A 14,990-nucleotide genomic window follows, 5' to 3' on the forward strand; every position below is an offset into this window, starting at 1 on the left:
GCACGCAGCCGCCCGACGTCCTCGGGGGTCAGGATACCGCTCTCGGTGACGAGAAGCCGGTCGCTCGGGACCCGATCCAACAGTCCAAGCGTCGTGTCCAGCGTCACCTCGAAGGTCCGCAGATTGCGGTTGTTGATCCCGATCAGCCGGCCAGGGACAGACAGCGCCCGTTCCAGCTCTTCCGCGTCGTGGACCTCCACCAGCACGTCCAATCCGAGCTGTCCGGCCAGAGCATTCAGCTCGGCGAGCCGGGCATTGTCCAGGCAGGCCGCGATCAGCAGGATGCAGTCTGCACCTTAAGCTCGGGCCTCGTAGACCTGATAAGGGTCGACGATGAAGTCCTTGCGGATCACCGGCAGGGTGCAGGCCGCGCGCGCCGCCTTGAGATCCTCGTCGCTACCCTGGAAGAAATCACGGTCTGTCAGCACGGAGAGACAGGCCGCGCCGTTGCGGGCGTAGCTCTGCGCGATCTCGGCGGGCCGATAATCCCGGCGCAGCACCCCCTTGCTGGGACTGGCCTTCTTGATCTCGGAGATCACCGCCGGGGCGCCCGCGTCGACCTTCGCGCGGAGCGCGGCGGCAAATCCGCGCGGCGGATCGGCCTCGTGTAAGCCTGCAGCGAGGCGATCGAGCGGCACGCGCGCCGACCGGGCGGAGACCTCTTCGACCTTCCGGTGAATAATCTTTTTGAGGATGTCGGGCGTGTCGCTCATCGTCAATGGCCGCCCTTCGCGCGATCGAAACTCGCCGTCAGCTCGATCAATCGCTCAAGCCGACGCTCCGCCTCGCCGCTGGAGATGGCGAAGTCGGCTCGCGCCAGTCCGGCGGCGAGATTCTCGGCACGGCCGGCGGCGTAGATCGCCGCGCCGGCATTGAGCTGAACGATATCCCGTGCCGGACCCGCCTCGTTGGCGAGCACGCCACGCAGTATCACCAGGCTCTCGGCCGGATCCCCGACGCGGATCGCATCAAGATCCGCTCGCTTGAGACCGAAGTCTTCGGGATGGATGGCGTAGCGGTGGATCACGCCGTCCTTCAGCTCGGCCACGTCTGTGATGTCGCCGATGCTGATCTCGTCCAGACCGTCGCGGGCATGAACCACCATGACATGACGACTGCCGAGACGCTGCAGCACCAAGGCTAGCGGTTCAAGCAGCTCTTCGCTGAAGACACCGAGGACCTGATTGGGCGCACCGGCGGGATTGGTCAGCGGACCCAGGACGTTGAAGATTGTCCGCACGCCCAGCTCTTTGCGCGGACCGATCGCATGCTTCATGGCGCTGTGATGACCCGGCGCGAACATGAAGCCGACGCCGACCTCGCGCACGCAGCGCGCGACTTGCTCGGACGTCAGATCCAGACGGACACCCGCGGCCTCCAACACATCGGCCGCGCCCGAGCGACTGGAAACCGACCGGTTGCCGTGCTTGGCGACATGACAACCGGCCGCCGCTGCGACGAACATGCTGGTGGTCGAGACGTTGAAGGTCCCCGATGAATCGCCGCCGGTACCGACGATGTCGACCACATGATCGAGCCCGCCGATGTCCACGCCGCTCGCCAGCTCGCGCATCACGCCCGCCGCCGCCGCGATCTCGGGGACAGCCTCGCCCTTCATACGCAAGGCGATCAGGAAGCCGGCGATCTGCGCGGATGTCGCCCCGCCGGTCATGATGGTGCGCATGACCGAGGTCATCTCGTCGCCGGTCAGGTCACGGTGTTCCAGGCAGCGGTTGATCGCCTCTTTCAGCTCCATGATTAAAACGCGCCTTTTGGTTTAGGTGAGGGTTTCATGTTGGGTCGACCTTGTCATGCGTATTCACTGCCGGAGCTGCGCGTTTTAAGTGATTATTTTTAAATTATTCTTTAAATATCCTAAACCGCGTCTCAACAGCCCACTGGAGAACTGCGGCGTCGACATCGCCGCCGACATCAACAGTCGGAATGGACGCGGTTTAGCGCGGTTTGTAAGAAATTTTTGAGAAGGTCGTGCCCGTGCCGGGTCAGGATGGACTCCGGATGGAACTGCACGCCTTCGACCGCAAGCTCGCGATGGCGCACGCCCATGATGGCCTCGCGCTCGCCCTCGGCCGTCTCGGTCCAGGCCGTGACCTCCAGACACTCCGGAAGGGTCTCCTGCTCGATCACCAACGAGTGGTAGCGGGTCGCCTCGAAGGGGTTATCCAGTCCGTGGAACACGCCGACGTTCGTGTGGTGGATCGCCGAGGTCTTGCCGTGCATCACGCTCGGCGCCTTGATGATATGTCCGCCGAACGCCTGGCCGATCGACTGATGCCCCAGACAGACGCCGAGGATGGGCACGCGCCCGGCCATCGCCTGGATCAGCGGGACCGAGATCCCGGCCTCGTTCGGCGTACAGGGGCCCGGCGAGATCACGATCCGCTCGGGCGCGAGCGAAATCGCCTCGTCGAGACTCAGCTCATCGTTGCGCACCACGCGCACCTCCGCACCCAGCTCGCCCAGGTACTGCACCAGGTTGTAGGTGAAGGAGTCGTAGTTGTCGATCATCAAGAGCATGACAATGAAAAGACTCGTTGTGACGTGAATCGGTTGTCGCGCATCCCGTCCGTCGATCTTCTTGAAAGATGGACACTGCCTGCGTCGGACGCCTGTTGCTCGATTGATTCGATTATGCCGTGAACGGGTTGAGGATCCGAACCCCTGTCCCGACGAAATCATCGATATTCCTGGTGACCAGGGTCAGGTCGTAGACCAGCGCAGTGGCCGCGATCTGCTTGTCGAGCGCGTTCTCGTGACGGGGCACCCTCAACCGGCCCCAGACCTGGGCGATATCCTCATCCAGGCTCAGGATCTGGCTTTGGTAGTCGGTCAGGATCCGACTCAGCCAGTCTTCCAGCCGCGCCGCCTGCGCTTGGTCGCCTCGATGGCGGATCAGCTCGACACCGCGGCGCAACTCCCCGACCGTGACCGCCGAAAGATACAGTCGCTGCGCATCGGCCGCGGCGGCAGCGAAGAAGCGCCGCACGCCAGGGTTGGCCCGGGATGCCTTGCGCGCCTCGCTGACGACGTTGGTGTCAATCAAATACACCGTCTGCGCCCTCCGTCGCCTCCGTGCGCTCGAAGTCGCTGTCGCGTCCGACATCCGGCATGGATGCCAGTACCTCGGCAAAGCTGCGCTTGGGCGGATGCAGCAAGACCTGCTCCAGGATCAAACGATGCTCGGCCTCGGCGCTGCGCCCTCGGACGGCCGCCCGACGTTTGAGCGCCTCGACGATGCTTTGGTCAAGATTCCTGACGACGAGATTGGCCATGAGCCCGCTCCGCGAACCAGCATGCTTGCAATGATAGCAAACCGAGGCTCAAGCGACCCGCCCGGCACCCAGCTCGATCCCCGCCTCGGCCAGGGCCACGGCGCGAAAGACCGCGCGGCCCTTGCTCATGGTCTCCTTCCATTCGGCGTCCGGGACCGAGTCGGCCACGATGCCGGCGCCGGCCTGGATGTGGAGCATGCCGTCCTTGATCACGGCGGTGCGGATCGCGATCGCCGTGTCCATGTTGCCGTTCCAGGAGAGATAACCGACTGCGCCCGAGTAGATACCGCGTTTGACGGGTTCCAGCTCGTCGATGATCTCCATCGCGCGGATCTTGGGCGCCCCGGAGACGGTTCCGGCCGGGAAGGTCGCGCGCAGAACGTCGATGGCGTTCATGCCGTCGCGCAGATCGCCGACCACGTTGGAGACGATGTGCATCACGTGCGAATAGCGCTCGACGATCATCTTGTCGGTCACACGCACGCTGCCGATCTCGGCCACGCGCCCGGCGTCGTTGCGACCCAGGTCGATCAGCATCAGGTGCTCGGCCAGCTCCTTGGGATCGGCCAGAAGCTCGGCTTCGAGTGCCTGGTCTTCGGCCTCGGTCTCGCCGCGACGGCGCGTGCCGGCGATCGGGCGGACCGTGACCACGCCGTCCTCGAGCCGGGTCAGGATCTCGGGCGAGGAGCCGACGATGTGAAAATCGCCCAGATCGAGAAAATACATGTAGGGCGATGGATTGAGCCCGCGCAATGCCCGATACAGATCCAGCGGCGGCGCCTGGAAGGGAATGGACAGGCGCTGCGAGATGACGACCTGCATGCAGTCGCCGGCCAGGATGTAGTCCTTGATGCGCTCGACCGCGTGCTTGAAGCCATCCTCGGTGAACCCGGAGACGAAGTCGGTCTCGCTTACCGTGCGCCCCGGTTCGGACGAGCGTCGCGGCGCACCGCCGCGCATCCGCTCGCACAAGGCGTCGATGCGCGCCTCGCCGGCCTCCAGGGTATCCCCGGCGCTCGGGTCGAGGTTCAGGATGATGTACATCCGTCCGCTGAGATTGTCGAAGACGACCACCTCGTCGGAGACCATCAGCAGGATGTCCGGTGTCTGCAGCTGATCCGGGTTGGGACAAGTCGCCAGACGCGGCTCGATATAGCGGATGGTGTCGTAGCCGAAATAGCCGACCAGACCGCCGGTGAAGCGAGGCAGACAGGCGAGATCGGCAACCTTGAAGCGATTCTGGTAGGCATCGATCCAGGCCAGCGGATCCGCCGTCTCGACGGACTCGATGACCGCGCCGTCACGCTCGACACGGATCTCGCGGCCGCTCACCCGCAGCAGCGTACGACAGGGCAGACCGATGATGGAATAACGCCCCCACTTCTCCCCGCCCTGCACGGATTCGAGCAGATAGGAGTAAGGCCCCTCGGCGAGCTTGAGATAGACGCTGAGCGGGGTGTCGAGGTCGGCAAGGACCTCGCGCAGGATCGGAATCCGGTTGTGGCCCTGGTCGGCCAGGGCACGAAAGGCAGCGGGGGTCATCGGGGTCTCCGAGCAAAAGGGATCAAGGCAGGTCGGAACGCGGTCTCAACCTCGCCATCGCCACCCGTTCATCGCTCGCATCGTCCGAAGCCTCATGTTCAATCATCGAAATCGCGACCCCAAACGCCAGCCGCAGTCATCACAAACATCAACAGCCGTAGGATGGGTAGAGCGCAGCGAAACCCATCCTCACCGCGCCGAGATCCACAAAAAACGACACCCGTAGGATGGGTTTCGCTCTCGCTCTACCCATCCTACGCGGTCAAAAGATTATCCGGCCAGAAATTGCTCGAGCTCAACCATGGAGTCGATCACCGCATCGGGCTTCGCCTCGCGGATATCCTGACCGTGGTTGTAGCCGTAGCTCATGCAGATGATCCCGAAGCCGGCGGCGCGCGCGGCCTTCACGTCGCTCACCGAGTCGCCGATCATGAGCGCCTCTGCGGGCTCGACCCCGAAGTGTTGTGCCGCGTGCAGCAACGGCAGGGGATCCGGCTTCTTTTTCGGTAGCGTATCACCACTCACCACCAGGCCGAAATTCTCGCGAATGCCGAGATCACGCAGCAACGGCTCGGTAAACTGAGCAGCCTTGTTGGTCACGCAACCGAGCTGATAACCCGCCCCCTTCATGAAGGCGATGCCCTCGACCACGCCCGGATAGAGCACCGAGCGCTTGGAGGTGTTCTCCGCATAGAGATCCAGAAAGATCGGGAGCGCCGCCTCGAAATCCGCCTCGTCCGGCTCGCCGTCGAGCTGTCCGATCAACGCCCGGCGCACCAGCCGCTCGACGCCGTTCCCGACCCAATTGCGCACGGCCGTCTCCCCGTGGGGCGGACGGCCGAGCCGCGCCATCATGGCGTCGACACAAAAGGCGAGATCCGGGACGCTGTCCACCAGCGTGCCGTCCACATCGATCAGGATCATCTTCGGTCGCAGCATGCGATCACAGCTCCAGGCTCAAGAACACAATCGGACAAGCCATTCAGGCCCCTCATCACCTGAACCGCGTCGACTCGAATCGCGAAAGGAAGCGCGGTCGCATCGACCAAACTCCCACCCCGACCTGAGCCCCGGACGCGGTTCAGCGCGCCATCTGCTCGCGCATCTCCCGGATAATGCTGTCGTAGCGATGCGGATCGCTGTCGCGGCCCTTGCCGAAGATCCCGGAGCCGGAGACGAAGGTGTCCGCACCCGCCGCCTTGATCTCGCCGATGTTGTCCGCCTTCACGCCGCCGTCGACCTCGAGCCGAATATCGAACCCGGACGCATCGATCATCTTGCGCGCCGCGCGCAGCTTGTCCATCGTTGCCGGGATGAAGCTCTGACCGCCGAAGCCGGGATTGACCGACATCAGCAGGATCATATCGATCTTGTCCATCACATAGTCGAGATAGCTCAGCGATGTGGCCGGGTTGAAGACCAGACCCGCCTTGCAGCCTTCGTTGCGGATCAACTGGAGGGTGCGGTCGATGTGCTCGCTCGCTTCCGGGTGGAAGGTGATGTATGTCGCACCGGCTGCGGCAAAGTCCGGGATGATCCGATCGACCGGCTTCACCATCAGATGCACGTCGATGGGCGCCGTCACGCCGTGCTTGCGCAGCGCCTCGCAGACCAGCGGGCCGATGGTGAGGTTCGGCACGTAATGGTTGTCCATCACGTCGAAATGGACGATGTCCGCGCCGGCGGCGAGCACATTGTCGACCTCCTCGCCGAGCCGGGCGAAATCCGCCGAGAGGATGGACGGTGCGATCAGATCAGGCGTCATGCTGTTGTCCCCTAAGATCTCGCTCGCCGCGGCACACGCGCCTCGGCCCGGATCCGTTTTGATGTTGAAAGTGAGAAACTTTAACCGAAGCGGGCCGGATTTTCACTCGGCACGCGGACGCACACGTCTAAACCGCGCCCAGCGCGGCATGCGATGTTTTTCGATGGGATCGGCCCCGGCAGACTTGACGGCCGCCGGAGCGGGCGCGGTTTAAGATATTAAAAAATATACGATTTAAAACTGCGTCCCGACTAAGGGCCGTGGATGCGCCAAACGTCGAGCTAAACCGCGCCCGGTGCGATATGCGTCATTTGTTGGAATGACTTGGCCGCGCCAGCCCCGACGACTGTCGGAGCTGGCGCGATTTAAAGTCTTAAAGAATATTAAATTCTAAACCGCGTCTCACCGGGGTCGAGGACATCTCCGAAGCCAAACGCAAAATGAAAACTATGCATCTCGCTCCGGACGCGGTTTAGCTCGAAAATCACCATATCGCTCTGGACGCGGTTTAGGCCGCCCGCGCCTCCGTGATGGTCTCGTAGGCACGCCGGATCTCCTGCGTCTTCTGCGAGGCCATCCGCATGGCCTCCTCCGGCAGACCCTTCGCCATCAGCTTATCCGGGTGATGCTGGCTCATCAGGCGCCGATACGCCTTCTTGATCTCGGCGTCGCTCGCCTTGGGACCGACGCCCAGGGTCGCGTAGGCGCTGGCGAGCGGTGCCGGTCTCGCCGCCGCCGAGGACTTACCGCGGCCGGCCTGCCCGGTCGCACCGGCATACATCCGCTGCTGCAGCACCAAAAGGTTTTCGAGCTGCCGATAGGCGAAGGCAGAGACGTTGAGTCCGCGCCGGATGGTCTCGAGCGCGCGCCGTTGGTCCGGTGTCGGGGCGCCGTCCACGTACGCGGTCAGAAGCTGCACCTCGAGGAACAGGTGAATCAATGTCCCCTGACCCGTGCAGACCGCCTTCAGTGCAGCGATGGCGCCCGCCAGATCGAAATCCTGCGACTTGCCTTTGTTGAACAGATCGATCGCGACGCGGCGCTGGTCGGTGCCCAAGGACATCCGATCCATCACGGAACGCGCCAGGGCGACCTCGGCCTCGCTGACCCGCCCGTCGGCCTTGGCGACGTGACCCATCACCAAGAAGGTCGTCTCGAAGAAACGCGCCTGGACCCGCGCCCGCTGCGCACCCGTCAAGGCCGGGCGCCGCGAGCCACCGATCCAGCCCCGATCCACACCCTGACCCAAGGCCGCACCGAATACCGCACCGACCGGACCTCCTACGACCAGACCGATGGCGCCGCCGACGGCTGTGCCGACCCAACCCATGTCGAAAACTCCCCTATTTTCCTTTCAGGTACTGTTCATCGCTGAAGGAGTAGACCCACTGTGGCTTGAACGCCACCAGCACGGCCAAGATCCAGCCGTTCAGGAAGGCCTCCGGCATGAACATCAAAGGAAAGAAGGGTAGCACCGTTTCGCTGAGATCCGCGAAGCTGTAAGCGCCGCTGAGCACCAGCAACCAAGCGGCCAGATAGCCCGTCATCACGCCCACCAGACCCGCGGTCAAGAACCCGTTCACCAGCACATAGACGAAAAACTGTTTGGGCAGATACCAGCGGATCAGGATCAAGGCGACCTGGGTCAGTGTCGCCGGCACGACACCCGTGAGGAGGGCATTCATCGCGAACCCGTCCCAGCCCGTTCCCGCGTTCAGAACCACCCCGAGCAGCACCAACGCAGCCCCGATCACCGCCAACGACCACCCGAACATCAGGGTGATGGCCGTCACCCCGAGCAGATGAAACGACAACCCGGACTGCACCTGAACGTCCATGTGCCAGAGCACGAGCAGCGCAACGACCGCCCCGAGAAAGACGTTCAACTGCTCCATGTCGCGAAGCTTCCGCCACGGCGTGAGCTTCAGGGCAAGCAGCAGGAGCAAGGCGAAGAGCAGATTCATGACCCAGAGCAGGGCCGGCGAGAACAGCGTACCGTCGATCGTCATGTCGCGCCTGTCGGAGGTGGCTTGGTCGAGTTGACCTCATCTTTCGGAAATTAGGCAAGTTTTCGGGTGGATCAACGGTGAGGCTGCAATGAAGGGTTCACCGGAAGAGGCACGATTGCGGTGTCCGAATCGGTGTTCGGCGTGAAATATAGGGAGAAACGCCGCGAGTTGAGCGGCAAGGATCGGCAGCGGGAGGAGAATTAAACCGCGCCCAGCGCGGTATGCGATGTTTTTGGATGGGATCGATCCCGGCAGACTTGGCGACTTCCGGAGTCCGCGCGGTTTAGTGGAGACTCAAACGTCCGCGATCATGGCAGCCACGTCCGCCGCTCGCTCCGGCAGGGCCCCGTCGGCCATCGGGTAGATGATCCCCTCTTCTTTGTAGTTGTGTTGCTGCACCAGAAAATGCAGCGTCTCGAGGATGCCGAGCAACGCGTTCTTATCGCGTATATCGACCGCCTCGCCGATCTCGGAGAGGAGTTGACGCATCTGCGCGTGCTCGTTGCACATGATCTCGATGGGATTTTCCGCGACGAAAAAGACCTGCGCGAGTGCGGGAAAGACGACGTCTTCCTCCAGCGCAAAGTGACGGTCCATTGCGGTGACGAGTGCTCCGGCGGCAGCACCGATGGCGGACCAATCCGAGCCGCCGGCACTGGCTTCGGCTGCGGCGAGGAGACGGTCGCAGCGGTGGTGATCCTCGGTGAAGGTGTCGGTAATCGCCGTCATCATTCCGTTGTTTTCCGTTGCCGATGCTTGAGATACGGTGATTCTGCGGCGCCGCGAACGTCGATTCCTTGACATGAGTCAGGCGATGGGTCACGGCCAATAAAGCCGAAAACCGTGCTCTTGACCCGGAACCGACCGCCGCTAAACCGCGTCCGGAGCGAGATGCGTCGTTTTTATTTTGCGTTTGGCTTCGGAGATGTCCTCGACCCCGGTGAGACGCGGTTTAGGATTTGATATTTTTTTAAGACTTTAAACCGCGCCAGCTCCGACAGTCGTCGGGGCTGGCGCGGCCAAGCCATTCCAACACATGACGCATATCGCACCGGGCGCGGTTTAGCGGGCAGGAGTGATGATCGCGTACAGCATGTCCGGCATGTGCACGGTATCCGTGGATGCGTCGAACGGCCACAGTTTGGAGGTCACTGAACGGAACCCATCCCGGGAATAGATCACCTCGACCGCGTAGGTCGTTTGAGCCGAAGGCGCCGCGCCTGTCGAGTGTTCGGGGATCAAGACCGTGCAGGATTCGCGGGAGCGGCATCCAAGGAGCTGTAGATTTCGCTGCTCGCCGGGGTTGGCCGTGAGTGCACCGCTCTCGCTTGCGACGAGGAGGACTTGGGCGACCTCCTGTGCGAGCTGCCCGTAACCGCTGAGCTGAGCGGGGTAAACGCCATTGAAGGAGCCATCCGCGAAGGCGACGTCGTACAGGCTGCCTTGGATCTCGATACCCGTCACGCCGCTGATCACGCCGTTGTCGACGGCGAAGGATTGCGCGTGGGCCGAGACTGCAGCCGCGAGGCATAGGGTCATCATGCCGGGACGGAATCCGTGATCGACAGTGCGTTTTATCGTCATAGTGCTCTCCGGTTGGGATCGATGAACGACGTGGCCTCGCGCTCGTCGGAGCGCCATTGAACCGCACGGATGTTCATTGCGCATTGCGAAATGTAGAGAAAAAGCGTCGGGTTCGAGCCGTTCCTTTTTTGGTGCACTCTCGCCTGTTATCGTCATCTCATCGACCGAGAGCGGATGCCGTGCGACGGCGTCGAGTGCGTCGAGCGTGGGTCGACCCGGTCCGCTTCACTCGACAGAAGCAGCACCCGCTGCGAAACCCCGTTCATGGCCGCTCGTGCCGAGGCGTCCGGAGCTGCCGTGAAGATGTCGTTCTCCATTCACACCAAGGTCTTTCTCACGCTTCTGCTCGCCTGCGTTCTGGTCTTGTCGGGTACTCAGGCGTTCGTGCATTGGTCGCTTCAACGCGGGTTGGTCGAGCTGGCTGCGGCGCGCGAGCACGCGCGGGTCGAGGTCATCGGCGATCGTCTCACCGAAATCTATGCCCGAGAGGGGAGCTGGGCGTCGCTGCGCGAGTCGCCGCGGCTGTGGCTCGGCGCGCTGCTGGGGCGCGATTGGCCTGCCGAGGGGCGTCGGGGCCGACCGGGGGATGGCTCGCGCCCTCCGCCGTGGGCGCGACGCTTTCTCGGACCGCATCATCAGGTGGACGGCGGCGAGGGCTTCATCTGGCCACCGCCGTTGGCTTTGCGCGACGAGGGACAGGATCAGGGGGCGCCGATCGAGATGCGATTGATGCTGCTCGACGCCGACGGCACCCTGGTTTACGGACGCCCCGAGCTGTTGTCCGAGACGCGGCGTTTTGCGTTGGACCTCGACGGCACGCGGATCGGCGAGCTTGCTGTCATCGCGGGTCCGCCGGTCGCGGAGCTCGCTGATCTGCACTTCGTCGAGCGTCAGGGTGGGCGCCTCTGGCTGATCGTGCTGGCCATGCTGGCACTCGCAGCCGCCTTGGCGTATCCGCTTTCCAGTCGTCTGATCCGGCCCGTGCAAGGCTTTCAGGAGACCGCTCGCCGGCTGGCAGCGGGGGACTATGACGCCCGCGTTTCGGTTGCGGGCGGCGACGAGATCGCCCGCTTGGGCCGCGACATCAACGCGCTTGCGGATGCCTTAGGGCGCAACGATCGGGCGCGGCGTCAGTGGGTCGCGGACATCTCGCATGAGCTGCGCACGCCGATTGCGCTGTTGCGGGCGCATCTGGAAGCGATGCAGGATGGCGTGAGGCCGCTGGAGCGCGCGGAAGTCGATCGCCTGCTCGGCGACGTGCTGCGGCTCTCGCGCCTGGTCGAAGATCTCAACGATCTCGCGACGACGGATCTCGGTGCACTCGCCTACCGCATGCAGGAGATCGACCTTGCCGAGCTCCTCTGCGAGGATATCGATGCCTTCCGGACGCGCTTCGAGGCCGCAGGGCTTGCCTTGGTCTTCGACAATCGGCTCGCCGGTCGGCGCGGCGCGGGTCCGGTCGGGTGGGCTCCGCTGCACGCGGACGCCGGCCGCATCTCCCAACTCTTCGGCAACCTGCTTCACAACAGCCTGAGCTACACGGACCCGGGCGGAGGGCTTACGGTGACCTTGGACGCAGCTCCGCTCGGAGGGTATCGGATCACCTTCGAAGACACTGCGCCCGGCGTCCCGACGGAGGACCTGCCGCGGCTCTTCGACCGGCTGTATCGGGTCGATGCCTCGCGCAGCCGCCACACGGGCGGTGCCGGACTGGGGCTCGCGATCGCGAAGAATGTGGTGCTGGCCCATGGCGGCACCATCGAGGCGCACGCTGCGGAAGCGGGCGGTTGTTCGATCCGCATCGAGCTGCCGGCGGACCGAGGGGTAAGATCCAAATGAACCAAACTGCACTGCCGTTGATCCTCATCGTCGAGGACGAGGAGCGCCTGGCCGACGTGGTCGGCGACTATCTGCGTGCGGCCGGCTTCCGGGTCCATCACCTGGCTACCGGCGCGGGTGCAGTCGCCTGGATCGAGCGAGAGGGACCGGATCTGATCCTGCTCGACCTCATGCTGCCGGGTCAGGACGGGTTGAGCATCTGTCGCGAGGTGCGCAGCCGCGCTCAGGTGCCCATCATCATGACGACGGCACGGGTCGAGGAGATCGATCGTCTCCTCGGGCTTGAGCTGGGTGCCGACGACTATGTCTGCAAACCTTACAGCCCGCGGGAGTTGGTGGCCCGCGTCAAGGCTGTCCTGAGACGAACGAGCCGGGCGCTCGAGCACCGCCGGAGCGGTTTCTTGACACTCGAGCCGGAGCGCTTGCAGGTCTCGCACGACGGCAAGATCATCACGCTGACTGCCGTGGAGCTTGCATTGCTGGCCGCGCTCCATCAGGCCGCGGGCCGAATCCTCTCGCGCGACCACCTCATGGACCGAATCTACACCGACAACCGGGTCGTGTCCGATCGCACCATCGACAGCCACATCAAGAAGCTCCGGCGCCGACTCACCGAGCTGGCGCCGGATGTCGAGCTGATCCACTCGGTCTACGGTGTCGGCTATCGCTACGAGGAGCCCGACACCGACGCGGCAGTCTCGCAGGGATCCAAGTGATCCACTAAACCGCGTCCGGAGCGAGATGCGTCGTTTTTATTTTGCGTTTGGCTTCGGAGATGTCCTCGACCCCGGTGAGACGCGGTTTAGGATTTGATATTTTTTTAAGACTTTAAACCGCGCCAGCTCCGACAGTCGTCGGGGCTGGCGCGGCCAAGCCATTCCAACACATGACGCATATCGCACCGGGCGCGGTTTAGAGGGCTTGCTCGCGAACCCGGCTTCCACGAAATCTGCACGATCGCTGCACAGCTCCTGCACCCTGGTCACCTAACCTGCACTGCGTCGGGATTGGACTCGACATGCCATCGGGATCCTCCCGAGACGCAACGAAGACATCACAGGTGACACATCATGAACACAGGCAAGAGCTTTCGCACCGCAACCTTGGCGTTCGCCGTCACGGCAGTCATGGCCACCTCGGTCCTGGCCGGACCTCGCGGCTTTGACCACGACCCGAGCGCGTTCGCAGACCAGCGCATCGAACGTATGACCCGCACCCTGGACCTGACGAGCGAGCAGCAGGGCGAAATCCGGACCATCCTGGAGGATCAACGCGCGAGGGCGCTACAACAGCGTGAGGAGGTGCAGGCACGCATCGGTGCCGTTCTCACGCCCGATCAACAGGCACGTATCGAAGAGCAGCGGGACTCTCGGATGGAAAGGCATCTCGATCGACTCGCCGACCGACTGGATCTGAGTGAGGAGCAGGTCGCCCAAGTGCGCACCGTCATGCAGACCAAGAACGACGGCTCGGGCATGGCCCGAGACGAGATCCAAGGGCAGATCAAGGCCGTCCTGACCGAGGAGCAGCTCCAACGGTTCGATGCCCGCGGACCGGGGTCCAAGCGCGGAGGTCCGGGCGAACCCTGCGCGTCGGGCAAGACGGGCCGCGGGCCGGCGTTCTGATGCCCCGAGCCATGGCCGATGGCGGTTGAGCACGCTCCGACCGGAGGCGACAGTGATGATCCCGGCGGTACTGGGCCTTTAGGGCCGCACCCCGGGATCGACGCCTTGTGCAGCCGCAGGCTTGCGCTCGTCCGGCGGTCGGCCGATCGCGTGTCACTCGACCATCCAAGACCAGTTGTTTATTCGATAGAATCAGTGCGACTCTTCGCTTGATCATGTGCGTGGGCGATTCGATCCATCATCGACACGATTGAGGAGGACGCAATGGAGCTCAGACCACTCGGACGCACTGACATCCGCGTCAGCGCACTTTGCCTCGGCACCATGACCTTCGGCGAGCAGAACAACGAGGCCGAGGCACATGCCCAGCTCGACCGCGCGCTCGCCGTGGGTATCAACTTCATCGACACGGCCGAGATGTATCCGGTGCCGCCGCGAGCGGAGACCATTGGTCGAACCGAAGCCTACATCGGCACCTGGTTTGCGTCGCGCGGTTGTCGTGACCGGGTTGTTCTAGCCTCCAAGGTTGCCGGTCCGGGCACTTGGCTGCCGCATCTTCGCGGCGGCAAGTCTCGGCTGGACCGCGCCAATATCGTGACGGCATTGGACGGCAGCTTGAAGCGGCTGCAGACGGACCGGATCGACCTCTATCAGCTCCACTGGCCCGACCGCGAGACCAATTACTTCGGCAAGCTTGGCTATTCACCGGTGGATGACGCGCACAGCGTCCCCTTGCTGGAGACACTCGAGGTCCTCGCCGATCAGGTCCGGGCCGGCAAGATCCGCCACATCGGCGTCTCCAACGAGACGCCCTGGGGCCTGATGCGCTTCCTCGCGCTCGCGAACAAGCATGGCCTGCCGCGCATGGTCAGCATCCAGAACCCCTACAGTCTGCTGAACCGGTCCTTCGAGGTCGGCCTCGCCGAGGTCGCCGTTCGCGAAGACTGCGGTCTCTTGGCCTACTCGCCGCTCGGTTTCGGCGTGCTCTCGGGGAAGTATCTGGACGGCGCACGCCCGGCCGGTGCCCGCGTCACCCTCTTCGAGCGCTTCAACCGCTATTCCAACCCGCAGGCCGAGCGTGCTACGGCCGAATATGTCGCACTCGCCCGCCGCCACGGACTCGACCCGGCGCAGATGGCCCTCGCGTGGGTGACGAGCCGGCCCTTCGTCACGTCCAACATCATCGGTGCCACGACCCCCGAGCAGTTGGAAGCCAACCTCGCCAGCGCGGATCTCACGCTCTCGAATGAGGTGATCGCGGAGATCGAAGCGATCCATACGCGGCAGCCGAATCCGGCGCCTTGAACCTGATAGGTGCGGATTTCGCATCGTC

At 63.6% G+C, this 14,990-nt stretch carries 15 protein-coding genes and 1 pseudogene; 4 read left to right on the forward strand and 12 right to left on the reverse strand.

The features are described 5' to 3' along the window. The 12 genes and pseudogenes from trpC to GPT33_RS03985 form a co-directional block, all read right to left on the reverse strand. Nucleotides 1–713, reverse strand: a pseudogene (gene trpC, locus GPT33_RS03930) (indole-3-glycerol phosphate synthase TrpC); the annotation flags it as partial. Between the two features lie 2 nt (nucleotides 714–715). Next, nucleotides 716–1,756 (reverse strand): anthranilate phosphoribosyltransferase, encoded by a 1,041-nt coding sequence (gene trpD, locus GPT33_RS03935; RefSeq protein ID WP_296806028.1) that lies wholly within the window; start codon nucleotides 1,754–1,756, stop codon nucleotides 716–718. Between the two features lie 176 nt (nucleotides 1,757–1,932). Next, nucleotides 1,933–2,538 carry an aminodeoxychorismate/anthranilate synthase component II gene (locus GPT33_RS03940; RefSeq protein ID WP_296806029.1) on the reverse strand — a complete coding sequence of 202 codons (606 nt, stop codon included), beginning with the start codon at nucleotides 2,536–2,538 and terminating at the stop codon, nucleotides 1,933–1,935. A 112-nt stretch (nucleotides 2,539–2,650) separates the two neighbouring features. Beyond that, nucleotides 2,651–3,070 carry a type II toxin-antitoxin system VapC family toxin gene (locus GPT33_RS03945; RefSeq protein ID WP_296806030.1) on the reverse strand — a complete coding sequence of 140 codons (420 nt, stop codon included), beginning with the start codon at nucleotides 3,068–3,070 and terminating at the stop codon, nucleotides 2,651–2,653. Then, on the reverse strand, nucleotides 3,057–3,293 hold the full coding sequence (locus tag GPT33_RS03950) for a DNA-binding protein (protein ID WP_296806031.1): 237 nt from the start codon (nucleotides 3,291–3,293) through the stop codon (nucleotides 3,057–3,059). Before GPT33_RS03950 ends, GPT33_RS03945 begins: the two co-directional genes overlap by 14 nt. Before the next feature lie 48 nt (nucleotides 3,294–3,341). Continuing rightward, the gene (gene trpE, locus GPT33_RS03955; RefSeq protein ID WP_296806032.1) at nucleotides 3,342–4,835 is read right to left on the reverse strand and encodes an anthranilate synthase component I; all 1,494 of its coding nucleotides are present in this window, start codon (nucleotides 4,833–4,835) and stop codon (nucleotides 3,342–3,344) included. 270 nt (nucleotides 4,836–5,105) lie between these two features. Then, nucleotides 5,106–5,774, reverse strand: coding sequence for a phosphoglycolate phosphatase (locus tag GPT33_RS03960; protein WP_296806033.1), 669 nt, complete (start codon nucleotides 5,772–5,774; stop codon nucleotides 5,106–5,108). 142 nt (nucleotides 5,775–5,916) lie between these two features. Next, a complete protein-coding gene (gene rpe / locus GPT33_RS03965) occupies nucleotides 5,917–6,600 on the reverse strand; it encodes a ribulose-phosphate 3-epimerase (RefSeq protein WP_296806034.1) in 684 nt (227 codons plus the stop codon). A gap of 508 nt (nucleotides 6,601–7,108) precedes the next feature. Next, complete coding sequence (gene djlA, locus GPT33_RS03970) at nucleotides 7,109–7,930, reverse strand: co-chaperone DjlA (RefSeq protein ID WP_296806035.1); 822 nt, start codon at nucleotides 7,928–7,930, stop codon at nucleotides 7,109–7,111. Between the two features lie 13 nt (nucleotides 7,931–7,943). Then, nucleotides 7,944–8,609, reverse strand: a complete 666-nt coding sequence (locus GPT33_RS03975; RefSeq protein WP_296806036.1) for an energy-coupling factor ABC transporter permease — start codon at nucleotides 8,607–8,609, stop codon at nucleotides 7,944–7,946. A 294-nt stretch (nucleotides 8,610–8,903) separates the two neighbouring features. Beyond that, nucleotides 8,904–9,341 (reverse strand): hemerythrin domain-containing protein, encoded by a 438-nt coding sequence (locus GPT33_RS03980; RefSeq protein WP_296806037.1) that lies wholly within the window; start codon nucleotides 9,339–9,341, stop codon nucleotides 8,904–8,906. 330 nt (nucleotides 9,342–9,671) lie between these two features. After that, nucleotides 9,672–10,151: a hypothetical protein gene (locus tag GPT33_RS03985; RefSeq protein WP_296806038.1), complete on the reverse strand. Its 480-nt coding sequence runs from the start codon at nucleotides 10,149–10,151 to the stop codon at nucleotides 9,672–9,674. 306 nt (nucleotides 10,152–10,457) lie between these two features. On the opposite strand from GPT33_RS03985, the gene GPT33_RS03990 reads away from it, so the two are divergent. The 4 genes from GPT33_RS03990 to GPT33_RS04005 all read left to right on the forward strand — a co-directional run bounded on the left by GPT33_RS03990 (nucleotide 10,458) and on the right by GPT33_RS04005 (nucleotide 14,962). Continuing rightward, nucleotides 10,458–12,032: an ATP-binding protein gene (locus GPT33_RS03990; RefSeq protein ID WP_296806039.1), complete on the forward strand. Its 1,575-nt coding sequence runs from the start codon at nucleotides 10,458–10,460 to the stop codon at nucleotides 12,030–12,032. Beyond that, nucleotides 12,029–12,748, forward strand: coding sequence for a response regulator (locus GPT33_RS03995; RefSeq protein WP_296806040.1), 720 nt, complete (start codon nucleotides 12,029–12,031; stop codon nucleotides 12,746–12,748). The genes GPT33_RS03990 and GPT33_RS03995 overlap by 4 nt, the downstream gene beginning before the upstream one ends. 354 nt (nucleotides 12,749–13,102) lie before the next feature. Then, nucleotides 13,103–13,657: a hypothetical protein gene (locus GPT33_RS04000; RefSeq protein WP_296806041.1), complete on the forward strand. Its 555-nt coding sequence runs from the start codon at nucleotides 13,103–13,105 to the stop codon at nucleotides 13,655–13,657. A 264-nt stretch (nucleotides 13,658–13,921) separates the two neighbouring features. Next, nucleotides 13,922–14,962, forward strand: coding sequence for an NADP(H)-dependent aldo-keto reductase (locus tag GPT33_RS04005; protein ID WP_296806042.1), 1,041 nt, complete (start codon nucleotides 13,922–13,924; stop codon nucleotides 14,960–14,962). Nucleotides 14,963–14,990: the final 28 nt, after the last annotated feature.

The sequence above is a fragment of the Thiocapsa sp. genome (genome assembly GCF_011390875.1).
Lineage (GTDB): Bacteria > Pseudomonadota > Gammaproteobacteria > Chromatiales > Chromatiaceae > Thiocapsa.